23 protein-coding genes are annotated in these 22,504 nt (G+C 63.2%); 4 read left to right on the top strand and 19 right to left on the bottom strand.

Annotation, left to right across the window (positions count from 1 at the left end; genetic code table 11):
* The first annotated feature begins 84 nt into the window (after positions 1–84).
* Together ACQ3C8_RS06935 and ACQ3C8_RS06930 are read left to right on the top strand one after the other, a co-directional pair.
* On the top strand, positions 85–1,032 hold the full coding sequence (locus tag ACQ3C8_RS06935) for a DMT family transporter (RefSeq protein ID WP_428852935.1): 948 nt from the start codon (positions 85–87) through the stop codon (positions 1,030–1,032).
* 43 nt (positions 1,033–1,075) lie between these two features.
* Positions 1,076–1,663, top strand: a complete 588-nt coding sequence (locus ACQ3C8_RS06930) for a DUF4124 domain-containing protein (protein ID WP_428852934.1) — start codon at positions 1,076–1,078, stop codon at positions 1,661–1,663.
* Positions 1,664–1,717: 54 nt separating this feature from the next.
* Here the strand turns inward: ACQ3C8_RS06930 and ACQ3C8_RS06925 are convergent, their stop codons facing one another.
* Both ACQ3C8_RS06925 and ACQ3C8_RS06920 read right to left on the bottom strand, forming a co-directional pair.
* Positions 1,718–2,059: an RnfH family protein gene (locus ACQ3C8_RS06925; protein ID WP_428852933.1), complete on the bottom strand. Its 342-nt coding sequence runs from the start codon at positions 2,057–2,059 to the stop codon at positions 1,718–1,720.
* Entirely contained in the window at positions 2,046–2,483 is a 438-nt protein-coding gene (locus ACQ3C8_RS06920; protein ID WP_009522616.1) for a type II toxin-antitoxin system RatA family toxin, read from the bottom strand. The genes ACQ3C8_RS06925 and ACQ3C8_RS06920 overlap by 14 nt, the downstream gene beginning before the upstream one ends.
* A gap of 135 nt (positions 2,484–2,618) precedes the next feature.
* On the opposite strand from ACQ3C8_RS06920, the gene smpB reads away from it, so the two are divergent.
* Positions 2,619–3,062 (top strand): SsrA-binding protein SmpB, encoded by a 444-nt coding sequence (gene smpB / locus ACQ3C8_RS06915; protein WP_009522615.1) that lies wholly within the window; start codon positions 2,619–2,621, stop codon positions 3,060–3,062.
* A gap of 139 nt (positions 3,063–3,201) precedes the next feature.
* Here smpB and ACQ3C8_RS06910 read toward each other — a convergent pair whose 3' ends face one another.
* The 3 genes from ACQ3C8_RS06910 to ppsA form a co-directional block, all read right to left on the bottom strand.
* Positions 3,202–4,155, bottom strand: a complete 954-nt coding sequence (locus ACQ3C8_RS06910) for an SPFH domain-containing protein (protein WP_428852932.1) — start codon at positions 4,153–4,155, stop codon at positions 3,202–3,204.
* Positions 4,156–4,260: 105 nt separating this feature from the next.
* Positions 4,261–4,695, bottom strand: a complete 435-nt coding sequence (locus tag ACQ3C8_RS06905) for an NfeD family protein (RefSeq protein WP_009522613.1) — start codon at positions 4,693–4,695, stop codon at positions 4,261–4,263.
* 249 nt (positions 4,696–4,944) lie between these two features.
* The gene (gene ppsA / locus ACQ3C8_RS06900) at positions 4,945–7,332 is read right to left on the bottom strand and encodes a phosphoenolpyruvate synthase (RefSeq protein WP_428852931.1); all 2,388 of its coding nucleotides are present in this window, start codon (positions 7,330–7,332) and stop codon (positions 4,945–4,947) included.
* 234 nt (positions 7,333–7,566) lie between these two features.
* Between ppsA and ppsR the strand changes: the two genes are divergently transcribed.
* Positions 7,567–8,406 carry a posphoenolpyruvate synthetase regulatory kinase/phosphorylase PpsR gene (gene ppsR / locus ACQ3C8_RS06895; protein WP_009522611.1) on the top strand — a complete coding sequence of 280 codons (840 nt, stop codon included), beginning with the start codon at positions 7,567–7,569 and terminating at the stop codon, positions 8,404–8,406.
* 249 nt (positions 8,407–8,655) lie between these two features.
* Here ppsR and ACQ3C8_RS06890 read toward each other — a convergent pair whose 3' ends face one another.
* The 14 genes from ACQ3C8_RS06890 to pyrH form a co-directional block, all read right to left on the bottom strand.
* Entirely contained in the window at positions 8,656–9,435 is a 780-nt protein-coding gene (locus ACQ3C8_RS06890; protein ID WP_428852930.1) for a TrmH family RNA methyltransferase, read from the bottom strand.
* A 12-nt stretch (positions 9,436–9,447) separates the two neighbouring features.
* Complete coding sequence (gene rnhB / locus ACQ3C8_RS06885; protein ID WP_428852929.1) at positions 9,448–10,098, bottom strand: ribonuclease HII; 651 nt, start codon at positions 10,096–10,098, stop codon at positions 9,448–9,450.
* A gap of 1 nt (position 10,099) precedes the next feature.
* The gene (gene lpxB, locus ACQ3C8_RS06880) at positions 10,100–11,263 is read right to left on the bottom strand and encodes a lipid-A-disaccharide synthase (RefSeq protein ID WP_009522608.1); all 1,164 of its coding nucleotides are present in this window, start codon (positions 11,261–11,263) and stop codon (positions 10,100–10,102) included.
* Complete coding sequence (gene lpxA, locus ACQ3C8_RS06875) at positions 11,263–12,069, bottom strand: acyl-ACP--UDP-N-acetylglucosamine O-acyltransferase (RefSeq protein ID WP_009522607.1); 807 nt, start codon at positions 12,067–12,069, stop codon at positions 11,263–11,265. The genes lpxB and lpxA overlap by 1 nt, the downstream gene beginning before the upstream one ends.
* A gap of 105 nt (positions 12,070–12,174) precedes the next feature.
* Complete coding sequence (gene fabZ, locus ACQ3C8_RS06870; protein WP_009522606.1) at positions 12,175–12,651, bottom strand: 3-hydroxyacyl-ACP dehydratase FabZ; 477 nt, start codon at positions 12,649–12,651, stop codon at positions 12,175–12,177.
* Positions 12,648–13,718, bottom strand: a complete 1,071-nt coding sequence (gene lpxD, locus ACQ3C8_RS06865) for a UDP-3-O-(3-hydroxymyristoyl)glucosamine N-acyltransferase (RefSeq protein ID WP_428852928.1) — start codon at positions 13,716–13,718, stop codon at positions 12,648–12,650. Before lpxD ends, fabZ begins: the two co-directional genes overlap by 4 nt.
* Positions 13,719–13,769: 51 nt before the next feature.
* Complete coding sequence (locus tag ACQ3C8_RS06860; RefSeq protein WP_009522604.1) at positions 13,770–14,294, bottom strand: OmpH family outer membrane protein; 525 nt, start codon at positions 14,292–14,294, stop codon at positions 13,770–13,772.
* A 14-nt stretch (positions 14,295–14,308) separates the two neighbouring features.
* Positions 14,309–16,612, bottom strand: coding sequence for an outer membrane protein assembly factor BamA (gene bamA, locus ACQ3C8_RS06855; protein WP_037030057.1), 2,304 nt, complete (start codon positions 16,610–16,612; stop codon positions 14,309–14,311).
* A gap of 120 nt (positions 16,613–16,732) precedes the next feature.
* Positions 16,733–18,097, bottom strand: coding sequence for an RIP metalloprotease RseP (rseP, locus tag ACQ3C8_RS06850; RefSeq protein WP_428852927.1), 1,365 nt, complete (start codon positions 18,095–18,097; stop codon positions 16,733–16,735).
* A gap of 32 nt (positions 18,098–18,129) precedes the next feature.
* On the bottom strand, positions 18,130–19,308 hold the full coding sequence (gene ispC, locus ACQ3C8_RS06845) for a 1-deoxy-D-xylulose-5-phosphate reductoisomerase (RefSeq protein ID WP_428852926.1): 1,179 nt from the start codon (positions 19,306–19,308) through the stop codon (positions 18,130–18,132).
* The gene (locus ACQ3C8_RS06840; RefSeq protein WP_428852925.1) at positions 19,308–20,120 is read right to left on the bottom strand and encodes a phosphatidate cytidylyltransferase; all 813 of its coding nucleotides are present in this window, start codon (positions 20,118–20,120) and stop codon (positions 19,308–19,310) included. Before ACQ3C8_RS06840 ends, ispC begins: the two co-directional genes overlap by 1 nt.
* A gap of 12 nt (positions 20,121–20,132) precedes the next feature.
* Complete coding sequence (uppS, locus tag ACQ3C8_RS06835) at positions 20,133–20,912, bottom strand: polyprenyl diphosphate synthase (protein ID WP_428852924.1); 780 nt, start codon at positions 20,910–20,912, stop codon at positions 20,133–20,135.
* A 61-nt stretch (positions 20,913–20,973) separates the two neighbouring features.
* Positions 20,974–21,531: a ribosome recycling factor gene (frr, locus tag ACQ3C8_RS06830; RefSeq protein ID WP_009522598.1), complete on the bottom strand. Its 558-nt coding sequence runs from the start codon at positions 21,529–21,531 to the stop codon at positions 20,974–20,976.
* Positions 21,532–21,594: 63 nt separating this feature from the next.
* Complete coding sequence (gene pyrH / locus ACQ3C8_RS06825) at positions 21,595–22,305, bottom strand: UMP kinase (protein WP_009522597.1); 711 nt, start codon at positions 22,303–22,305, stop codon at positions 21,595–21,597.
* Between the last annotated feature and the right edge of the window lie 199 nt (positions 22,306–22,504).

The raw sequence follows: 22,504 nt of genomic DNA, 5'->3' as shown, positions 1-22,504 counted from the left end.
ATGCGAGCCACCCCCAACCACTGGTCTGCCGCGCCCCTGCTCCTGCATGGTATGCTCCGGGCCGGAATCGTAAAGGGCCAGGGCATGGGAATCGGCATCATCTGCGGCCTGCTGGCCGGTGCGCTATGGGGCATGGTGTTCATCGCCCCACGCCTGCTGCCAGCCTTTACGCCGTGGGAGCTGTCCATCGGCCGCTACCTGGCCTACGGGCTGGTCGCCCTGGTGGCCAGCGTGCCGCTGCTGCGCCGGATTTCACGCAAACTGACGCGCGCCGACTGCCTGGCCCTGCTGCGTCAATCCTGCGCCGGCAATCTGGTGTATTACGTGCTGCTCGCGGCAGCCGTGCAACTGGCTGGGGTCGGCCCTGCATCCCTGATCATCGGCATTCTGCCGATCAGCGTCTCGCTGTCCGGACGACGCGACCGAGGCGCGCTGCCGCTGCGCCAACTGGCCCTGCCGCTACTGCTGGTGGCGCTGGGAATCGCATGCATCAACGTCGACCTGTTCTCCAGCGCCACCGCCAGCCAGGCCACGGTAGCGACCCGCTTGGCTGGCGTGGCCTGCGCAGCCGGAGCACTTGCCAGCTGGACCTGGTACGCGGTCGATAATGCCCGTTACCTGCAGCGCAATCCGCAGTACAGCAGCCACGAGTGGTCGGCGCTGTATGGCTTGTCGACCGGCGTGCTGTCGGTCGTCTTCGGTATCCTTGGCTGGCTGCTGTTCGCCCCGCTGGTCACGGCCGCCGAGACGCAACGCGACTGGCAAATGTTCTGGCTCGTCAATGGCGCGCTTGCGCTGGGGGCGTCGCTGATCGGCAACAGCCTGTGGAACCGCGCCAGTCGCCGGCTGCCCTTGACCTTGAGCGGCCAGTTGCTGGTGATGGAATCACTGTTCGCGCTGCTCTATGTGTTCATGCTGGAGGGCAGGCTGCCACGCCTGCTCGAAGCAACGGCCATCGCCCTGTTGATCGTTGGCGTCGCCTGGGCTGTGCGCCTGCACGGGACCTTGCACAGCCGCGGCAAGTCTGCTTAACTGTGCAACGACTCTCATTCTGGCCGGCCACCCCGGTTGCGCGATGATTCGGACCCTGTTTGCCCTGACGCACCATCGCCGCCCGGCGGCCCTCTCTGTCCTGCCGGCCCTGCTGGCTGCAACGGGCCTTGCGCTGCTGCCCGCACCGGCCGAGGCCCAATGGAAATGGCGCGACGCCCAGGGGCGCTTGGTCTACAGTGATGTCCCTCCACCACCGACCATCCCCGCAGCCCGGATCGTGCATGCGCCGGGCGGCCGCACAGCCGGTCCGCTGGAGAACCTGCCGGATGCGCCACCCAAACCTGCGCCTGCGCCAGCAGCCGGAGCCCAGGCCAATGCACGTTCAGCCCCCGCTGCGCCGGCCGCGCTGACACCGGAACAGGCCTTCCAGAAACGGCATGAAGAACGCCTCAAGGCCGAGGCCGCGGAACGGGAGCGCAATGCGGAGAAACAGGTGCGCGATGCCCGGTGCGCACGCCTGCGCGGCTATGTCAGCGCGCTGGAGAGTGGACTGCGTGCCAGCCGCACCAAACCGGATGGCTCGATTGAATTCCTGGATGATGCGGCCCGCGCCCAGGAACTGAATCAGGCTCGCGAGACCGCCGCGCGCGAATGCAGCCCGGCGAGCTGACCCCCGGCGCAGCCCACCGTACCTCGACCAGCGGCGTGCATTAGGGCATCGCCCTTAGTTCTGCCCCCGCCGCCACTTGAGCCCCTCGGTACTGCCGGCTGCACGCTTATGCGCGACGCGGCGTTGCCGGGCGGTTTTCGGATCGGCAATCAGGGGGCGATAGATCTCAATGCGGTCGCCCGGCTGAGCCTGGGTATCGAGCGGTCGCAGCTTTCCGAACACACCGACGCGACAAACACCGAGATCGAGCTGCGGGAATGCCTGCAAGACGCCGGAAGCACGGATGGCGTCTTCGAGCGTGGTGCCAGGTGCCACATCCAGCGATTTAAGGAATATCTCATCGGGCGTGGCGTGGCACACCATGACCTGTATCAACCCGGCATCAGGCTGCGCCATAGACCACTTCCGCACGTTTCACGAAGGCATCCACAAAGGTATTGGCGATGACGCTGAAGACCGGGCCGATCACTTTCTCGAGCAGCAGGCTGGAGAATTCGTAATGCAGGTGAAACTCCACCTTGCAGGCGTTTTCGCGCAGCGGGGTAAAGGTCCACCAGCCCGTGAAGACCTTGAACGGACCATCGGCGAACTCCATGTCGATGCGCGTCGGCCGCTGCTGCGTGTTGCGCGTGCGGAAGAACTGATGCAGGCCCTTGAAGTCGATATCGACCTTGGCGTCGAGATGCGTCTCGGTCTGCTCGTAGATCTCCACGCCGCCGCACCACGGCAGGAATTCCGGGTATTTCGCCACATCGGTGACGAGGTTGTACATCTGTTCGGCGGAATAACCAAGCAATACGGTTTTGTGAACGTCAGCCATGCGAAGGTCGAAGCGGCCTCGGGCGGCCGGGTTTTGCTAGAATCGTGATTTTACTTCAGGCGGCGCGGGATCGGCACGTCCGTGCATGCGGATGCCCCTATACAGTCACCCCGTCCTTCTGTCATTGATCACTGCATGAGCATCGTCGACAACAAGAAAGCGTTTTTCGATTACTTTATCGAGGAGCGGTATGAAGCAGGCATCGCGCTGGAAGGCTGGGAGGTCAAGTCGATCCGTGCCGGCCGCGTGCAGATCAAGGAAGCCTACGTGATCGTGCGCGATGCCGAGCTGTTCCTGATCGGCGCGCACATCAGCCCGCTGCAGACCGCTTCGACGCACATCAATCCAGACCCGGTGCGCACGCGCAAGTTGCTGCTCAAGGCCGAGGAAATCCGCAAGCTCATCGGCAAGGTGGAGCAGCGCGGCTACACGCTCGTGCCGCTCAACCTGCACTACGCGCGCGGCCGTGTGAAATGCGAGATCGGTCTTGCCAAGGGCAAGAAGCAGTTCGACAAGCGCGATACCGAGAAAGAACGGGACTGGCAGCGCGAGAAAGGACGGCTGCTGCGCGGCAAGTAAGGCTCGCGGTCCATCGCATCTCTGGTCCCATCTTTGCGCAGTCGGAATCTCGGATACAGATCATCATGCGCTGGCCACATGCCCAAACAAAAAACGGCAGACCAATTCGGCCTGCCGTTTTCATTTGAGCGGGTAATATTCAGGCGTTCGGCGTCCGCCCGCCGAGGACAGAAGCGTTCCCGCTGCCTTTCACAATCTGCAGTGCGGACGCGATCATCGAGCCCATGTCGCCAAGGTTGCCCGGCACGATCAGCGTATTGCCGGTCTTGGCCAGTTTGGCGAAGGCATCCACGTACTGCTCCGCCACCTTGAGGTTGACGGCTTCCGTACCGCCTGCCAGCTGGACCGAGGCGGCAATCTTGCGGATGGCTTCGGCATTAGCTTCGGCCACGGCAAGAATGGCTGCAGCTTCGCCCTGTGCCTGGTTGATCTGCGCCTGGCGATCACCTTCGGAGCGCTGGATAGCTGCCTCGCGCTCACCGGTCGCGATATTGATCTGCTCCTGCTTGCGGCCTTCGGATGCAGCGATCAGGGCGCGCTTCTCACGCTCGGCGGTAATCTGCTGCTGCATGGCGTGCAGGATTTCCTTCGGCGGTGTCAGGTCCTTGATCTCGTAGCGCAGCACCTTCACGCCCCAGTTGGAAGCGGCTTCGTCGAGTGCGTTGACGATGCTGTGGTTGATGTACTCGCGTTCCTCGAAGGTCTTGTCAAGCTCCAGCCGGCCGATGATCGAACGCAACGTGGTCTGCGCCAGCTGGGTGATGGCCAGCACGAAATTGCTGGAGCCATATGAGGCCTTCATCGGATCGGTGACCTGGAAGTACAGCACGCCGTCCACCTGCAGCTGGGTGTTGTCGCGCGTGATACAGATCTGGCTCGGCACATCGAGCGGAATTTCCTTGAGGATGTGCTTGTAGGCGACGCGATCGATGAACGGTACGATGATCGTCAGACCCGGCGACAGCGTGGCGTGATATTTACCGAGCCGCTCAACGACCCAGGCATGCTGCTGCGGGACGATCTTCACGCCCTGGGCGATCAGCACGACAGCGGCAATCAGGATAAAAATGGCGAGACTACCAAGCTCGAACATGCAAGGCCTCCGTTGAAGAAAATAAATGACAGGAAACAGCGTACCGCGCTTCCGTGACAGCGTGCGCCGGAACGTTCCCGGCGGCTGTGCTCGCGGCGCCTCCGCTTATCCCTGGCGCGGTTTGACGATCAGTGTGTTGCCGCGTAACTCAACGATGCGAAACCGCCCCGGCGCTGGCGGTTGGTCACCGGCCAGCTCGACATCCCATTCCGCGCCACGATACGACACGCGGGCACGGCGGTCTGCACCCCACTGGGCGACCGAGACTTCCTCGCCGATATCCAGGTTGACATCCGGATTGCTCGCCACGCTGCCGGCCCGGCGGGTCTTGCCGAAGCGGCTGCGCCGCAGCAGCAGGATCGCGATCACGCCCACCAGCGCGGCAAGGGCGGCCTGGGCGGGAAAAGCCAGCCCGGCCATGGCCGCCACACCGCCTGCGGCGAGCCCGAGAGCGACCATCAGCAGGTAGAACGTCCCGGTCGTCAGTTCGGCAATGATCAACAGTACCGCGAGTGAAAACCAGACATAGCTCGGCTGCATCGCAAGCCCTCCATCGGCAACAATTCATCACGACGGCGCTGAGAAGCCACCGTCACCTGACAGCATGCCAGCAGCGGGCAGCCATGTCCATGCACCTGCGCGGTAACGTGCGAAAACTGTGTCGCAGAAAGCGCGCCGCAGAAACAGTACGCTCAAGATGACCACACCCCCGTCCGCATGAAGCGGGCCGGGGGTGTGGGAACGGCATCCGGCGGATGGCAGCACATGTGCCACCATCCTGCTACGGGATCAACGCGTCGACAGGTGCTTCCAGGTCTCGACCACGGTGTCCGGGTTCAGCGAAATCGAGGAGATGCCCTCCTTCGCCAGCCACTCCGCAAAATCGGGGTGGTCGGACGGGCCCTGGCCGCAGATGCCGACATACTTGCCCAGCTGCTTGGCCGTGGTGATGGCTCGCTGCAGCATGAACTTGACGGCCGGATCACGCTCATCGAAGTCCACGGCCAGCAGTTCCATACCGGAGTCGCGGTCGAGGCCGAGCGTGAGCTGCGTGAGGTCGTTCGAGCCAATCGAGAAGCCATCGAAGTACTCGAGGAACTGCTCCGCCAGAATCGCGTTGGATGGCACTTCGCACATCATGATGAGGCGCAGGCCGTTTTCACCGCGCTTCAGGCCGTGCTTGCCGAGCAGCTCGACAACCTTGGCTGCCTGGCCGAGCGTGCGCACGAACGGCACCATGATCTCGACGTTATCGAGGCCCATATCTTCGCGCACGCGCTTCATGGCCTTGCATTCCATCTCGAATGCTTCGGCGAAGTCGTCGGCGATGTAGCGCGAGGCGCCGCGGAAGCCCAGCATCGGGTTCTCTTCGTCCGGCTCGTAGCGCGAACCACCGATCAGCTTCTTGTACTCGTTCGACTTGAAGTCCGACAGCCGCACGATCACAGGCTTCGGATAGAACGCGGCAGCAATTGTCGCCACGCCTTCCGTCAGCTTGTCGACGTAGAACGCACGCGGGCTGGCATGGCCGCGGGCCACGCTTTCCACGGCCTTCTTCAGGTCGCCGTCGACTTGTGGATAGTCGAGAATGGCCTTCGGGTGCACGCCGATGTTGTTGTTGATGATGAACTCGAGACGGGCCAGGCCCACGCCGCCGTTCGGAATCTGGCAGAAATCGAAGGCCAGCTGCGGGTTGCCGACGTTCATCATGATCTTGACGTCCATCTCTGGCAGTTCGCCGCGCTCGACTTCGGTCACTTCGGTATCGAGCAGGCCATCGTAGATGCGGCCTTCGTCGCCTTCGGCGCACGACACGGTCACCAGCGTGCCATCCTTCAGCACGTCGGTGGCGTCGCCACAACCAACCACGGCCGGCACGCCCAGTTCACGCGCGATGATCGCGGCGTGGCAGGTACGCCCGCCACGGTTGGTGACGATGGCGGAAGCGCGCTTCATCACCGGCTCCCAGTTCGGGTCGGTCATGTCGGCCACCAGCACGTCCCCGGGCTGCACGCGCTCCATTTCGGATGCGTCGTTGATCACGCGGACCGGGCCGGTACCGATCTTCTGGCCGATGGCGCGGCCGGTGGTCAGCACGGGGGCGGTACCCTTCAGCTTGTAGCGGTGCTCGACCTTGCCGGCGGCCTGGCTCTTCACCGTTTCCGGACGAGCCTGCAGGATGTAGATCTTGCCATCCTTGCCGTCCTTGCCCCACTCGATGTCCATCGGGCGGCCATAGTGCTTTTCGATGATGACCGCGTACTTGGCCAGCTCGGTGACGTCTTCGTCGGTGATCGAGTAACGGTTGCGCAGCTCGCCCGGCACATCCACGGTCTTGACACGGCCTTCTTCGCCCGGCTGCGTGAATTCCATCTTGATCAGCTTGGAGCCGATCGAGCGACGGATGATCGGGTACTTGCCCTGGGCCAGCGTCGGCTTGAACACATAGAACTCGTCCGGATTCACCGCGCCCTGCACCACCGTTTCGCCCAGGCCATAGCTGGAGGTGATGAAGACGACCTGGTTGAAGCCCGACTCGGTGTCGATGGTGAACATCACGCCCGATGCGCCCACGTCTGAACGAACCATGCGCTGGATGCCGGCGGACAGTGCCACGCCGTCGTGTGCGAAGCCCTTGTGCACGCGGTAGGAAATGGCGCGGTCGTTATACAGCGAGGCAAACACCACGCGGATCTTGTCGAGGATGTCGTCGATGCCTTCGACGTTCAGGAAGGTTTCCTGCTGACCGGCGAAGGAAGCGTCCGGCAGGTCTTCAGCGGTGGCCGAGGAACGCACGGCAAACGAACCCTTGACGCCCGACTCGGCTTCCACGCGAGCAAAGTGCTCGCGGATTTCCTGTTCCAGGCGCGGCTGGAACGGCGCGGTTTCAACCCAGTTGCGGATCTCGGCACCGGCTTCGGCCAAGGCCTTGACGTCTTCGACGTCGAGGCCGGCGAGGCGCTGGGAAATGCGCTCGGTCAGGTTGTTGTGGGTCAGGAAGTCGCGGAAGGCCAGCGCCGTGGTGGCAAAGCCGCCCGGCACGCGCACGCCCGCATCCGCGAGCTGGGAAATCATCTCGCCGAGAGACGAATTCTTGCCTCCCACGATTTCGACGTCGTGCATGCGCAACTGCTCGAACGGCAGCACATAGGCGCTGTCGATAGCCTGATTAGTCATAACTGCTCCAAACAAGTAAGAAACTGGTTGCGCACTCCGGGAAGCACCCACCGGAGCGATCGCTTGGCTAAACATGCCTGCCGGCAGCGCTTGCTGCGCCGCACAAAGTGCGAATTAAATCACTTTCTGCCGCTTTCAAGAAGCGGGGACAGAATTGCTTAGCGAAACGATCGCCGCTATTCTACCGTGCTGCACCGCATTTTCGCGCCGCACCCACTGAAAAAACCCGCCAAAATGACCTCGCCCTCCCCCGCGCCAGCCGGGCCACGCACTGTTTTCATCGTCTCGGATGGCACCGGCATCACTGCCGAAACCTTCAGCCATTCGATCCTGGCCCAGTTCGAAACCCGCTTCCGCAATGTGCGTATTCCGTTTGTGGATACCATCGACAAGGCCCATCTGGCTGTGCGGCGCATCAATGATGCGTTCGAGGCCGAAGGCGTGCGTCCCATCGTGTTCACCACGCTGGTAGATCCGGTGGCGAACCAGGTGCTGCGCGATGCCAAGGCAATGATCCTCAACATGTTCCAGACGTTCATCGAACCGCTGGAGAACGAGCTGGGCCTGAAATCGACCCACGCCATCGGCCGCCTGCACCAGAACGCCGATACAGAGGCCTACAAGAACCGCATTGAAGCCATCAACTTTTCGCTGATGCACGATGATGGGCAGTCGCACAAGAACCTCGCCGAGGCGGATGTCATCCTCGTGGGCGTATCGCGCAGCGGCAAGACCCCGACCAGCCTCTACCTGGCCATGCAATACGGGCTGAAATCGGCCAACTACCCGCTCATCCCGGACGATTTCGAACGCGGCAAGCTGCCCTCGGCCCTGCTCACCTATAAATCGAAGATCTTCGGCCTGACCATCGATCCGGCCCGGCTCTCCGAGATCCGCAACGAACGGCGCCCCGGCAGCAAGTATGCGGCACTGGAAAACTGCCGCTACGAAGTGAACGAGGCAGAAGCCATGATGCGCCGCGAAGGCATCACCTGGCTGTCAACCACGCACAAGTCGATCGAGGAAATCGCCACGACGATCCTGCAGGAAATCAAGGTCGAGCGGGATTACTGAGCATCAGGCTCCCTAGGGCGGAAGGCGGGTGCAGGTACGGAACCGGCTCCACCGTCCGCTCTTCACGCCTTGCCGGGCCTTCTCGTGCGGTGGTGCCCTGACGGACTCCGGACGACTCTGATCACTCAAACGATCCCAAGGCGGGGCAGTCCGGATGGCTGCCGGCTACGCGCACAGCGGTTGCGACCCTGCCCTCAGCCGCCGCCATCCACCCTCACCTGTCCTCGCACGCCGGCCAGCAGCAGTCAGTCAATGATGACGCTGACGCACCATTTCGAATAGGCAGACAGCCGCCGCCGCCGCCACATTGAGCGACTCCTGCCCGCCCGGCTGCGGAATGCGCACTGCCTGCGTCATCAGGGGCTGCCATGCCTCCGTTACCCCACTGCCCTCATTGCCCATCAGCCACGCAGACGGCGCCTGCAGCGGCAGTTCGTAGAGCGTGCCCTGCGCGTGCGAGGACGTGCCATAGACCGGCACGGCCAGGCGCTGCGCGAGTTGCTCGGGCGTGCAGTGTTCGACGATATTGAGGTTGAAATGCGCCCCCATGGCGGCGCGCAGGGTCTTCGGCGACCACGCGAAGGCGCAGCCGGTGCCGAGGAAGGCGTGACGGATCCCTGCCGCGGCCGCGCTGCGTAGGATGGAGCCGACATTGCCGGTGTCCTGGATGGCATCGAGAATCACGCAATCGGTATCGATCCGGGCCGGTAAGTGGCCGCCCGGCGTGTCGATCACCAGCAGCAGGTCGATGCCGTTTACTACGGTCGACAGCTGCCCGAACAGCGCGTCGCTGAGTACCACCACCGCCTGTGCCGGCACCTGCGCCAGCACGGCATCGACATCGGCGCGCGTAGCATGGCGCTCGGACACGACGCACCATACCGGAACCTTCCCGGCCGCCAGATATGCTTGGGCCAGGTGCACGCCATCGAGCAGCGAATGGCCGGCCTTGCGGCGCTGCTGTGTCGAACCGGCCAGTGCCTTGAACTGCTTGAATAGCGGATTGTCGCGGGAGGTGATGTGCTTCACGAAAAACTCGAATCAGAAAGATGCGACGTCAGCATCCGTGCGCCCTGGCACTGCGTGACCAAAGGCCAGCAGCGCCTGGCGGACTGGCGCAAAGGAGCGCCGGTGGTGTGCTGTCGGGCCATGCTCGTTAAGCGCCGCCAGATGGCGTGGCGTGGGATAACCGGCATGGACATCGAAACCATACTCCGGATGCAGCGCATGCAGGGCAGCCAACTGGCGGTCGCGGCTCACCTTGGCGAGGATCGACGCCGCGGAAATCGCCTGCACCAGGGCATCGCCCTTGACGATGGCTTCGACACGGCATGGAATCTGCGGGCAGCGGTTGCCATCGACCTGCACCAGATCGGGCTCGATACCGCTGGCAAGAATGCCGTGCACAGCGCGCTGCATCGCCAGCATGGTGGCATGCAGGATATTCAGCTGGTCGATTTCCTCGACCGAGGCTTCGGCAATGTGCCAGGCCAGGGCGCGCGTCTGGATTTCGTCGAACAGTGCAGCGCGGCGCTTGGCGGTCAGAGCCTTGGAGTCGGCCAGTCCGGCGATCGGGCGTGCCGGGTCGAGAATCACCGCGGCGGCCACGACCGGCCCGGCAAGCGGGCCACGGCCAGCTTCATCAACGCCGCACAGGCGCTGGGCAGTCCGGTCGAGTTCGGCGAACAGCATGTCAGATCCGTCCGCGTGCTTGCAGCAGGTCGACCACCACCTCGGCTGCGAGCGCCGCCGTGTTCTGCTTGAGCGTGAGGTGCATGTCGGTAAAGTGCGTGCGCAGCGCCGCGGCATTCGACTCGTCGTGCAGCAGGTGCAGTGTTTCGTGCGCCAGCGCTTCCGGCGTGGCGTCGTCCTGCAGCAGTTCCGGTACTACGAAGCGGCCGGCCAGGATATTCGGCAGCCCCACATACGGCAGATAACCCTGCCGCTTCATGATCTGCGCCGTCAGCCAGGGCACCTTGTAGGAAATCACCATCGGCTTCTTGTACAGCGCCGCTTCGAGCGTGGCTGTACCGCTCGCCAGCAGGATCACGTCCGCGGCTTCCATCACGGCGTGCGACTGGCCATCCGTGATGGTCAGGTTCAGGCGGCCGTGCGCGGCTTGCAGCGCTTCCAGACGGGCACGCAGATGCGGATTGGCAGCCGGAATCACAAAACTGAGATCGGGCTCCGCGCGCTGCATATGCTCCATCGCGCCAAAGAATGATGGCCCGATCAGTCGCACCTCGGATTCGCGGCTGCCAGGCATGACCGCGATCATCTTGCGCGCCAGCGGCAGGCCAAGGCTCTCGCGTGCGCCTGCAACATCGGGAATCAGCGGGATCACATCGGCCAGCGGATGCCCGACATAGGTCGCGGCAATACCAGCTTTGGCATAGATTTCCTGCTCGAAGGGAAAGACGCACAGCATGTGGTCGACCGCCCGCGCGATCTTGTGGATGCGCCCGCCGCGCCATGCCCAGATCGACGGGCTGACGAAATGCACGGTGGGAATGCCGGCACTGCGGAGCTTGAGCTCAAGATCCAGGTTGAAATCCGGCGCATCGACACCGACGAAGCATGCGGGCGGATTCGCGAGTAACTGACGTCGCAGCCGGTTGCGGATCGCAAGAATCTCCGGCACGTGCCGGAGCGCTTCGACATAACCGCGTACTGCCAGCTTGTCCATGGGCCACTGGGCTTTGAAGCCCTGTGCCGCCATGCGCGGTCCACCGATACCGGTGTAGGTGGCGGCCGGCAAGCGTTCTGCCAAGCCACGCAGCATCAGGGATGCCAGCAGGTCGCCGGAGGTTTCGCCGGCGACCAGCGCGATGGCGGGTGCCTGTGCCACTCCCTGCATCAGCGCACGATACCGCGTGTGGATGCGGCCACGAAATCGAGAAAGCGCTGGACCGGTGCGGTGGCGGTAGCGTCGTTCAGGGTGGCGATGTCCGCCGCGATGGCGGCCTTGGCATCGTCGAAGCTCAGCCCTGTCTTGTACAGTTGCCGGTAGGCGGTGCGCAGCGCTGCAATCTGCTCGGCGCTGAAGCCACGGCGACGCAGTCCCTCGACGTTCACGCCGTGCGGCGCGGCCTTGTTGCCGCCCTTGTCGCTCGCGGCAATGACGAACGGCGGCAGGTCCTGCACGAGCGCGGAGGCGCCGCCCAGCATGGCATGCTCGCCGATGCGCACGAACTGGTGCACGCCCGACATGCCGCCCATGATGGCCCAGTCGCCCACGGTCACATGACCGGCGATCTGCGCATTGCTGGAAAACACCGTGTGGTTGCCCACGCGGCAGTCATGCGCAATATGCACGTACGCCATGATCCAGTTGTCGTCGCCAATGCTGGTGACGCCCTCGTCCTGGACTGTGCCGGTGTGAATCGTAGTGAATTCGCGGATGGTGTTGCGATCGCCGATCGTCAGGCGCGTCGGTTCGCCACGGTACTTCATGTCCTGCGGATCGCCCCCCAGGGCGGCATAGTGGCCGATGCGGTTACCGCTGCCGATGGTGGTGTGCCCTTCGATCACGGTATGCGCACCGATCCGGGACCCCGCGCCGATCTGCACGTTCGGCCCGATGACCGTGTACGGGCCGACCTCGACATCAGGGGCCAGTTCAGCTTGCGGATCGACGATTGCGGTTGGGTGTATCTGCGTCATGCACTCTGTTCCTTGCTGGTGCCGGACCGCCTCGCGGCTTCCGGCTCGCGGGGTTTGCGACTCCGGGGTTTGCGACTCCGGATTTACGACTCGTTGAGGAGCCGGTTACGACTCGACCTGCTTGACCGTGCACATCAGCTCGGCCTCTGCCACCACCTGACCATCCACGGTGGCGAACGCCTTGAATTTCCAGATACCGCGGATATAGCGCAGCACCTCGACATTGAGATGCAGCTGGTCGCCGGGCGTGACCTGGCGCTTGAAACGTGCGCCATCGATGCCGACGAACAGGTACACCTGGTCTTCCTTGCGCTCCATCTCGCCACCGAAAGTCAGCAGCGCAGCCGTCTGGGCCAGCGCTTCCAGGATCAGCACGCCCGGCATGACCGGGTGATTCGGGAAGTGGCCCATGAAATACGGCTCGTTGATCGTGACGTTCTTCAGCGCTTTGATGCGCTGCTGCGGTACGAATTCCAGCACCCGGTCGACCAGCAGGATCGGATAGCGGTGCGGCAGCAGCTTGATGATGCTGTGAATGTCCATATTGACTGCGTCCGGCGCAGCCTGATTTTCGTCTGTCATTCTTCTGTGGCTCGGGAGGAAATCTGTTTTTCAACTTGTTGCAGGCGGCTGCGCAGGCGGCCAAGGCCGCGCACGATAGCCGCATTGCGCTCCCATTCCGCGTGGGGCATGAATGGGAATACGCTGGTGAAATGTCCGGGTGCGGCAATCGACTTGGTGATCGACGTCCCGCCCGAAATGGTGACCTTGTCGGCAATCGTCAGGTGACCGGCAAGGTTGGCGGATCCGCCGATGATGCAGTAGCGCCCCACCTTCGTACTGCCGGCAATCGCGGCACAGCCGGCGATGACCGTATAGGCGCCCACACGCACGTTATGCGCGATCTGGATCTGGTTGTCGAGCTTGCAACCCTGCTCGATGACGGTATCGGCCATGGCGCCACGGTCGATGGTCGTATTGGCGCCAATCTCGACATCGTCGCCGATCACAGCGCGTCCGGTCTGCGGGATCTTGACCCATTCGCCGCCAGTCGGCCCGAAATCCGGGGCAAAGCCGAAACCATCCGCGCCAATGACAACGCCGCTATGGATAATACCGCGCCGGCCAACCACGCAACCGTGGTAAACCGTTACCTGCGGCTGGATTACGGTGTCGTCGCCAATTTCCGCTCCGGCGCCAATGAACGCATTGGCTACGATGCGCACGCGTTCACCGAGGCGTGCGCCGGATTCGATCACGACGTTAGGGCCGATGACGCAACTCACGGGAACCACGGCATCTGCGGCGACCACGGCACTCGGATGCACGCCAGGCAATGCTGCAGGCCTGCCCTGTCGCTCGAACCACTGGGCGATCCGCGCAAAACAGGCGTATGGATTGGCGGCGATCAGCCAGTTGCGCTGGCCGGTCTGGCCCTGCTCTGTCAGCGCGTCGAAATCCTTGCGGGAAACAATGATCGCGCCGGCGCGCGAGGCGCCAGCCTGCGGGAGATACAGGGGATTGGAAAGAAAAGACAACTGCTCAGGTCCGGCCTGGTCGAGCGGTGCGAGACCGCCCACCGTGGCGCTATCGTTTCCGATGACCTGAGCCCCGCCTTCCTGCGCCAGAAGCGCGAGCGTGGGGAACATCAGACGGCTCCGGAAGGTGGCGTAACCAGCGTGCGCTGTAAAACGATCAGGTTAACGGCCACCGGCATTCAGGGACTTCATCACCTCATCGGTGATATCGATGCGCGGGCTGACATATACCGCTTCCTGCACGATCAGGTCGTACTTGCGCTGCTCGGCGATCTGGCGGATGGCGCGGTTGGCGCGTTCGAGCACCAGGCCCAGTTCCTCGTTGCGGCGCTGGTTCAGGTCTTCACGGAACTCGCGCTGCTTGCGCTGGAATTCGCGGTCCTGGTCAGCCAGCTCGCGCTGACGACGCGCACGCTCGGATTCGGACAGCACGGGGCCATCCTTGTCGAGTTTCTCGGCCAGCGACTTGACGCGGTTCGCCAGGTCCTGCAGCTCCTTGTCACGCTTGGAAAACTCCTGTTCCAGCTTGCTCTGGGCTGCCTTGGCGGGTTGCGACTCGCGCAGGATCCGCTCCGAGTTCACCGCTGCAATCCGGGCCTCCTGTGCGTGGACAGGGGCTGCCCAGGCTGCAGCCGCGCCGCACAAGGCCAAAACAGCGTAGAAACGGGAAACTTGCAGGGAGGCCATCATGTAATCCTTTGTCAGAATGCCGTACCGATCTGGAACTGGAAGCGCTGGGTGCGATCATCCGGCTTGCGGCGCAGCGGGAAACCCACGCTGAGCTTGAGCGGACCGATCGGCGACAGCCACGACAGGCCAAGACCCGTCGAATAGCGCAACTCGCTCAGATTGTAGTTCTCTTTTTCGCCGTAAACGTTACCCGCGTCGAAGAAGGTGAAAAGACGCAAGGTACGATCGACACCGGAGCCCGGCAGCGGGAAGATGAATTCCACGTTGGCAATCAGCTTGGAGGCACCGCCGATCGGATCGCCATTGGCTTCCTTCGGCCCCAGTGAAGCAGTGTCGTAGCCGCGTACCGAGCCGATACCGCCGGCGAAGTAGTTCTTGAACACCGGGAATGCCTTGCCGGCATAGCCGCGACCGTAGGCAATCTCACCGTTGAATGCCAGCGTAAAGGCCTTGGACAACGGATAGTAGTACTGGTGCTGGTACGAGCCGCGATAGTACTGCAGGTCACCCCCCGGAACGCCGACTTCAAGGTTGGCCTGCTGGTAGCGGCCCTTGGTCGGCACCAGCGCGCTGTCGCGGCCATCGCGCGCCCAGCCGATGGTGAACGGGAAGTTGTGCGTCTGGCGGCCAAAGTCACGCACGAAGTCGCGGTAGGCTTGCGGCGTATTGTTGGTGACATCGAGCTTGGTGTTTTCGTAGCCGATACCGAAGAACACGGTATCGAGCTCGGAGAACGGCACGCCGAACTTGACGCCGCCGCCCGCGCTCACCACCTTGTAGTCCTGGTCGCCATTACCTGCGTAGTACAGCGGACGCGAGGTACGGTAGTACAGGTCGGTGGTGCGGCTGATACCGTCGATCGTGAAGTACGGGTCGTGGTGGTTCACGGACAGCGTACGGAATGCCTTGCCGGTATTGATATCGAGACCAAGACTGGTGCCGGAGCCAAAGACGTTCTCCTGCTTGATACCGGCCTGCAGCACGAGCTTGTCGGTGGACGAAAAGCCCAGGCCGAGGGTCAGCTGGCCGGTCGGACGCTCGGTGACGTTGACGTTGACGTCCACCTGATCGGGTGCGCCCGGCACATCTTCCGTGGTGATATTGGTATCGGTGAAGTAGCCGGTCCGGTTGATGCGGTCCTGCGAGAGCTTCAGCTTTTCGCCATCGAACCACGAGCTTTCGAACTGGCGCATTTCGCGACGCACCACTTCGTCGCGCGTCTTGTTGTTGCCGACCACGTTGATGCGGCGCACATACACGCGACGGCCCGGATCCACCACCAGCGTGAGGGCGACCTCGCGCGTTTCCTGGTTGATCTGCGGCTGTGGGTTGATCGTGGTGAAGGCGTAGCCATACGTGCCGAGCAGGTCGGTGATGGCCTTGGTCGTCTCAGTCAGCTTTTCGGACGAGAACACGTCGCCCTTCTTCAGCTTCAACAGCTTTTCCATCTCCTCCTGCTTGCCGAGCAGCTCGCCGGAGAAGTTGATGTCGGAGACCTTGTACTGCTCGCCTTCCTTGATGTTGATGGTCAGCGCGATGTCCTTCTTGTCGGGCGTGATCGAGACCTGCGTGGACTCGATCGCGAACTCCAGGTAGCCGCGGTTCAGGTAGAAGGAGCGGAGAGCCTCGAGGTCGGCGGTCAGCTTCTGCTTGGAATACAGATCGTTCTTGGTGTACCACGACAGCCAGTTCGGCGTGGCCAGCTGCATCTCGTCGCGCAGCGTGCTTTCTTTGAACACCTTGTTGCCAATGAAATTGATCTCGCGGATCTTGGCGACCGAGCCTTCGTCGACATTGAACACCACCGACACGCGGTTGCGTTCGATCGGCGTGACGGTACTCTGCACTTCAGCGGCGTAGTAGCCACGCGCTACGTACTGGCGCTTCAACTCCTGTTCGGCGCGCTCGATCATCGAGCGATCGTAGGACCGCGCCTCGGCCACGCCGACGGCACGCAGGGAGCGGCGCAGCGTGTCCTTGTCGAACTCCTTGATGCCGACGAAATCGAGCTGGGAGATCGCCGGGCGCTCTTCCACCACCACGACGAGCACGCCGTTCTCGGAGCGGATCTGTACGTCCTTGAAGAAGCCCGTGTTGTACAGCGTCTTGATCGCCTCGGAGCCCTTCGTATCATCGAACGTCTCGCCGACACGCACCGGCAGGTAGCCGAATACCGTGCCGGGTTCGACACGCTGCAAGCCCTCTACGCGGATATCGCGCACCACGAACGGTTCGGCAGCCCAGGCCGGCACAGTGAGCGCCGCCAGAATGGAAGCCGTTAGCAGACTCAGCGAGCGACGTTGTTTCCTGATCAACTTGGATCCCCTCGGTTTGATATCCATCACAGCACGCCTGTGCCGTCCCGGCTGCGCCGTGGCGCGGCCAGTGCTCGAGTTTGTGACGACGGATGGCGTACTGGATACAGTGCGTGATTCCTACGTCTGCAGCAGGCGGCTGAAATCGTTGAACAACGCCAGCGATGTCAACAGAAGAATGCACGCCATACCGACCTTTTGAAGCGCCATCTGCCAGTGTTCCGGGATGGGCCTGCCGGTCAAAATTTCTACGCAATAATACAGCAAATGCCCCCCATCCAATACCGGAATGGGTAACAAATTCAGCACTCCCAAGCTGATGCTGATCAATGCCAGGAACTGGATGAAGGGCTGAATTCCGAGGTCGGCCGCCTTGCCTGCGTAGCTCGCCACGGTCAGGGGCCCGCTCAGGTTCTGCAGCGATGCCTCGCCCACCAGCATCTTGCCCAGCAGACGCAGCGACATGACCGAGGTCGACCAAACCTGCCCCAGGCTGCGTGCCATGGCATCCTGCAGCCCATAGCTGACCTCTTCCATCGGCACCGCCTGGGCCAGCCCGGCTCCGAGCTTGCCGACCGGCGTGCCCGAAGCGGCATCGGCACCAAGCAGTGTCTGCAGCTGGTGCGCCTGCCCTGCCCGCTCGACCCCTATGGTCACGCTCTGACCCGGTTTGCTTCGGATGGCTGCAATCAGGCTCGCGGCATTGCCTGCCGGCGCGCCATCGAGTGCCACGATACGGTCCCCGACCATCAGTCCGGCACGGCTGGCCGCGCTGTCTGGAACGATTTCAGTGACGGTCACCGGACCGCCCTGCAATTGCAACCCGAGCGCGGCAAGCGGATCGCCACCCGGATTGCGCCCCACGTCCGGGACTTCCGGCAATGCGACAGTGCGCGTACGGCCATCTGGCGCGCGCAGCTCGAGTACCGGCTCCGCACCATCGAGCCCGAGCTCGAACATGCGCATGCGGAAGCTGTTCCAGGAGCGAATGACCTCGCTATCGTCGTCTACGCGCAGGGCAACGATGCGCTCGCCGCCGACAATGCCAGCCAGCGCCGCGGCGGACTCAGCCGGGGGTGCATCGAGAATCGCCACCGGCTCGCGCGTGCCGCTCATGGCCAGCATCATGTAAAGCACAATGGCCAGCAGGAAGTTGGCGGCAGGTCCGGCGGCGACAATGGCAAAGCGCTTCCACACCGACTGCCGGTTGAAGGCACGCGGCAGGTCGGCCGGATCGACATGCTGTCCGACCTCATCCAGCTCACGCTCGTCGAGCATGCGGACATAGCCACCCAGCGGAATCGCGCCGACGGTCCACTCGGTCTGGTCACGGCCACGCGATACGAAGCGCAGCAGCGGTTTGCCAAAGCCCACGGAAAAACGCAGGACCTTCACGCCGCACCAGCGAGCCGCAAGGTAATGCCCCATCTCGTGGATGAAGATCAGGATGCCAAGGGCAATGATGAAGGCGAATATCGTTTGCATGGGTACTCCGTCACCTCGCCTGCATGCCCTGACTACACAACGTACTGGCTGGAGAGCATGCTGTGCGCGCAAGCACGGGCTTTGCGGTCGGCTTCCAGGACGTCGTCGAGCGACGCCGGGGTATCGGCAGTACAGCGCTCGAGCGTGCGCGTGATGAGATCCGGGATGTCCGTGAAGCACAGGCATCCGTCGAGAAACGCTTCGACCGCCACTTCGTTGGCGGCGTTCAATATTGCTGCAGCGCTTCCACCCGCCCGCATCGCCTCATAGGCCAGACGCAGGCATGGAAAACGTTCCAGGTCCGGCGTCTCGAACGTGAGCCCGCCGGAGCGTGCAAGATCGAGCGGGTTGACGCCAGCTTCGATGCGCTCCGGATAGGCCAGCCCGTAGGCGATCGGCGTGCGCATATCGGGGTTGCCGAGTTGCGCAATGACCGAACCATCCCGATAGCTCACCATGGAATGGATGATGCTCTGGGGATGAATCAGCACTTCGATCGCCGAGGCCGGCGCGGAGAACAGCCAGTGGGCCTCGATGACCTCCAGGCCCTTGTTCATCATCGTCGCGGAATCGACCGAGATCTTGCGTCCCATCACCCAGTTGGGATGTGCGCAAGCCTCGTCGGGCGTGACCGAGTGCAGTGAATCGAGGGGACGTGTGCGGAAAGGCCCGCCCGAGGCAGTCAGGATGATCTTCTCGACGTGTGCGCCATACTGCGGGTGCTGTGCAGGCAGGCTCTGGAAGATGGCATTGTGCTCGCTGTCGATCGGCAGCAGCGTGGCGCCGCTGTCGCGCACCGCCTGCATGAACAGGTGGCCCGACATGACGAGCGCTTCCTTGTTGGCAAGCAGCACACGCTTGCCGGCGCATGCGGCCGCCATGGCAGACGGCAAGCCGGCTGCGCCGACGATCGCGGCCATTACCGTATCGCTGGCGGGATCAGCTGCTGCTGCCACCAGGGCCTTAGGGCCGTAGGCGACTTCGGTGGCCAGGCCATCGCGCCGCAACTGCACCGCCAGGGCTTGCGCGGCCTCCGCGGTACCCACCACGGCCAACGCCGGGCGCACTTGGCGGCATTGGGCCGCCAGCTTGTCAACCTGCGTATGCGCCGTCAGGGCATGCACGGCATAACGCTCGGGATGACGGCAAATCACATCCAGCGTGCTTTCGCCAATGGATCCAGTCGATCCGAGAATGGTGACATGGCGCATCATAAGAGCCAGAGGGCAAGCGGAAATGCAGGCAGCAAGGCATCAATCCGGTCGAGCACCCCGCCATGGCCCGGCAGCAACTGGCTGCTGTCCTTCATGCCGGCCTGCCGTTTCAACAGGGATTCAAACAGGTCGCCAATCACGCTGGCGGCAACCAGCACCGTCACCAGCGCAGCCGCAACCAGCCAGCCATGATGCTCGACCAGGCGCTGAGGCCACGTGCCGCCCGGCCAGCCGGTCAGCACCATCGCAGTGGCGATGATCATGACGCACAGCCATCCGCCGAGCGCCCCTTCCCAGGATTTGCCTGGGCTGACTGTCGGGGCCAGCTTGCGGTGACCGAAGGCCTTGCCGAAAAAGTATGCGCCGATATCGGCCGTCCAGACCAGCACGGCGACCGACAGCAGCATCAGGATGCCATGTGCGCGTAGCTGCATCAGCGCGAGACCGAAAGCAGGCAACATGATGAGCCCGAGGACGCCTGCCAGCAGCGCTCCGGATTTGTCGAGCGGGTGCACGCCGCGACGCAGCATGAGGAGCGCGACGGCCCAGGCAACGGCGGCGGCCACGAGGGGACCATCCAGTGGGCGCCCGATGGACAGGTCGCTCCAGATCATCATCAGCACCAGGGCTGCGATGCCATAGACGTAGGTCCATGGCGCAGACAGGCGCACGAGACGCGCCCATTCCCAGCCGGCAGCAAACACAAAGACGGCGGCAAGCCCACCGAGCACCGGCACCGAGCCGAGGAACAGGACCGGCAGGATGACCAGAAGCAGACACAGCGCGGTAATGACACGGGTCAGCAGCATGGCATCTCCGCGTCAGTTGGCCACGGGAGATTCAACCGCGACGCCATTCGTCACCTGGGCGCTGGTTCGCCCGAAACGCCGCTCGCGCTGGCGGTAGGAGGCAAACGCAAGATCCAGGGCGGCCGCATCGAAATCCGGCCAGTAGGTATCGGTAAAATACAACTCCGTGTAGGCGAGTTGCCAGAGCAGGAAGTTGCTGATGCGCTGCTCGCCGCCTGTGCGGATAAATAGATCGGGCTCCGGCGCGAATGACATCTGCAGGAACGGCGTCAGTGCCTCCTCTGTGATATCGGCCGGGGCCATCGCCGGGGATGCTGCAAGCATACGGCGTGTTGCCTGGAGGATGTCCCAGCGGCCGCCATAGTTAGCGGCAATGGTCACGGTCATGCCGGTATTGTGCTGTGTCTTGGCCTCGGCATCGCGGATCAGCCGCTGGATGCGCGGACTGAAGGCTGTCAGCTCGCCCACCACCCGCAGGCGGATGCCATTGGCATGCATACGCACTACCTCGCGGCGCAACGCTGCGGCGAAGAGACGCATCAGGAAAGTGACTTCGTCGGCGGGCCGACGCCAGTTTTCAGAGCTGAAGGCAAACAGCGTCAGATAGCGTACGCCGCGCACGGCGCACGCCTCGACGATGTTCCGCACCGCTTCCACGCCGCGGCCATGGCCGGCGACGCGTGGCATATGCCGATGCGTCGCCCAGCGTCCATTGCCGTCCATGATGATGGCAACGTGCTGGGGAACATCGCTGGCGGATGGAACCGCGAGGGTGGAGCTGATATGGGGCATGCAGTAATGACCAGGTGCAGCGCCGCGTCGGCCCGCCAGTGCGGACCGGCAGGCACGGCGGTTACACCGTCATGATCTCCTTGTCTTTCTCTGCCACCATTTTGTCGACTTCGGCGACATAGCGGTCGGTCAGTTTCTGGACCTCGTCCTGGGCACGGCGCTCGTCGTCTTCCGAAATCGCCTTGTCCTTTACCAGCTTCTTCAGTTGCTCGTTCGCATCGCGGCGCAGGTTGCGGATCGCCACCTTGGCGTCCTCGCCCTCGCCCTTCACCACCTTGGTCAGCTCCTTGCGGCGCTCTTCGGTCAGCGGCGGCATCGGTACGCGGATCACGTCGCCCTGGGTCGCCGGGTTCAGGCCCAGGTCACCATCGCGGATCACCTTCTCGATGGTCTGCACCATCTTCTTTTCCCATGGCGTCACGGCAATCGTGCGCGAGTCCGCCAGCGTGATGTTGGCGACCTGCGAGATGGGCACCATCGAACCATAATAATCGACCTGCAGATGGTCGAGCAATCCGGTGTGGGCGCGGCCCGTACGGATCTTGGCCAGGCTGGCCTTGAAAGCCTCGATCGACTTCTGCATCTTCTGATCGACGCTCTTCTTGATGTCGCCTGTCATGACAGCTCTCCAAAACAGTTTAAGTTGATGCAATGCCACGGCACGTCTGCCGCAGCCGGCAAATCAGACATGTACCAGCGTGCCCTCGTCCTCGCCCAGGATCACACGCTTGAGCGCGCCGGGCTTGACGATGGAAAACACCTTGATAGGCAGCTTCTGGTCGCGGCACAGGGCGAACGCAGTGGCATCCATCACCTGCAGGTTGCGCGAGATTGCCTCATCGAAGGTGATCGTGGAGTAACGTGTGGCGCTCGGATCCTTGTTCGGATCGGCCGTGTAGACGCCGTCCACCTTGGTCGCCTTGAGCACGATCTCGGCACCGATTTCCGCACCGCGCAACGCGGCTGCCGTATCGGTGGTGAAGAAGGGGTTACCCGTGCCGGCGGCGAAAATCACCACGCGCCCCTCTTCCAGCTGGCGGATGGCGCGCGGCCGGATGTACGGCTCGACGATCTGGTCCATGCGCAGCGCAGACTGCACCCGGCCTTCGATGCCCGCGTGGCGCAGCGCATCCTGCAGCGCCAGCGCGTTCATCATGGTGGCCAGCATGCCCATGTAGTCGGCCGTGGCGCGGTCCATGCCGGCTGCACCGCCCGCCATGCCCCGGAAGATATTGCCGCCGCCGATAACGATCGCCACCTGGACACCCAGATTGACGATGCCGGCGATGTCGCTGACCATGCCTTCGATGGTGCTGCGATTGATGCCGAAGGCATCGTCGCCCATGAGGGCTTCGCCGGACAATTTGAGAAGAACGCGCTTGTAGGCTGGCATGGTCACCCTCGGTGTGGCTATGTTCTGTTTGATGTCACAGCGGGCCTTGCAAAAGACCAAGCTATGCAATCCGGATAGGATTGAAAGCCGGTTTTCAGCATCGCCCCAGGTGTGCCAGGGGAGCCACGCTGAAAACGGGCCTGCGGCATTATACGGTGCCGCGGGCGGGCAGCGGCCAAGGCACGCCGCCCGGTACGCC

It is taken from the genome of Imbroritus primus (assembly GCF_964332355.1).
GTDB classification, from domain to species: domain Bacteria; phylum Pseudomonadota; class Gammaproteobacteria; order Burkholderiales; family Burkholderiaceae; genus Imbroritus; species Imbroritus primus.
This window is presented reverse-complemented; position numbering and strand designations above follow the sequence as displayed.

Coding starts and splice junctions, on each gene's coding strand:
- ACQ3C8_RS06905 (WP_009522613.1), bottom strand. CDS start 4,695: ATGCAGCCGAGCTATGTCTGGTTTTCACTCGCGGTACTGTTGATCATT.
- lpxB (WP_009522608.1), bottom strand. CDS start 11,263: ATGCAGGGAGTGGCACAGGCACCCGCCATCGCGCTGGTCGCCGGCGAA.
- smpB (WP_009522615.1), top strand. CDS start 2,619: ATGAGCATCGTCGACAACAAGAAAGCGTTTTTCGATTACTTTATCGAG.
- ACQ3C8_RS06910 (WP_428852932.1), bottom strand. CDS start 4,155: ATGTTCGAGCTTGGTAGTCTCGCCATTTTTATCCTGATTGCCGCTGTC.
- rnhB (WP_428852929.1), bottom strand. CDS start 10,098: ATGCTGTTCGCCGAACTCGACCGGACTGCCCAGCGCCTGTGCGGCGTT.
- ACQ3C8_RS06920 (WP_009522616.1), bottom strand. CDS start 2,483: ATGGCTGACGTTCACAAAACCGTATTGCTTGGTTATTCCGCCGAACAG.
- ACQ3C8_RS06840 (WP_428852925.1), bottom strand. CDS start 20,120: ATGCTGCTGACCCGTGTCATTACCGCGCTGTGTCTGCTTCTGGTCATC.
- fabZ (WP_009522606.1), bottom strand. CDS start 12,651: ATGACAGACGAAAATCAGGCTGCGCCGGACGCAGTCAATATGGACATT.
- uppS (WP_428852924.1), bottom strand. CDS start 20,912: ATGCCCCATATCAGCTCCACCCTCGCGGTTCCATCCGCCAGCGATGTT.
- ispC (WP_428852926.1), bottom strand. CDS start 19,308: ATGCGCCATGTCACCATTCTCGGATCGACTGGATCCATTGGCGAAAGC.
- frr (WP_009522598.1), bottom strand. CDS start 21,531: ATGACAGGCGACATCAAGAAGAGCGTCGATCAGAAGATGCAGAAGTCG.
- pyrH (WP_009522597.1), bottom strand. CDS start 22,305: ATGCCAGCCTACAAGCGCGTTCTTCTCAAATTGTCCGGCGAAGCCCTC.
- ACQ3C8_RS06925 (WP_428852933.1), bottom strand. CDS start 2,059: ATGGCGCAGCCTGATGCCGGGTTGATACAGGTCATGGTGTGCCACGCC.
- lpxA (WP_009522607.1), bottom strand. CDS start 12,069: ATGACGCAGATACACCCAACCGCAATCGTCGATCCGCAAGCTGAACTG.
- ACQ3C8_RS06930 (WP_428852934.1), top strand. CDS start 1,076: ATGATTCGGACCCTGTTTGCCCTGACGCACCATCGCCGCCCGGCGGCC.
- ppsA (WP_428852931.1), bottom strand. CDS start 7,332: ATGACTAATCAGGCTATCGACAGCGCCTATGTGCTGCCGTTCGAGCAG.
- ACQ3C8_RS06935 (WP_428852935.1), top strand. CDS start 85: ATGGGAATCGGCATCATCTGCGGCCTGCTGGCCGGTGCGCTATGGGGC.
- ppsR (WP_009522611.1), top strand. CDS start 7,567: ATGACCTCGCCCTCCCCCGCGCCAGCCGGGCCACGCACTGTTTTCATC.
- rseP (WP_428852927.1), bottom strand. CDS start 18,097: ATGCAAACGATATTCGCCTTCATCATTGCCCTTGGCATCCTGATCTTC.
- lpxD (WP_428852928.1), bottom strand. CDS start 13,718: ATGTTCCCCACGCTCGCGCTTCTGGCGCAGGAAGGCGGGGCTCAGGTC.
- ACQ3C8_RS06860 (WP_009522604.1), bottom strand. CDS start 14,294: ATGGCCTCCCTGCAAGTTTCCCGTTTCTACGCTGTTTTGGCCTTGTGC.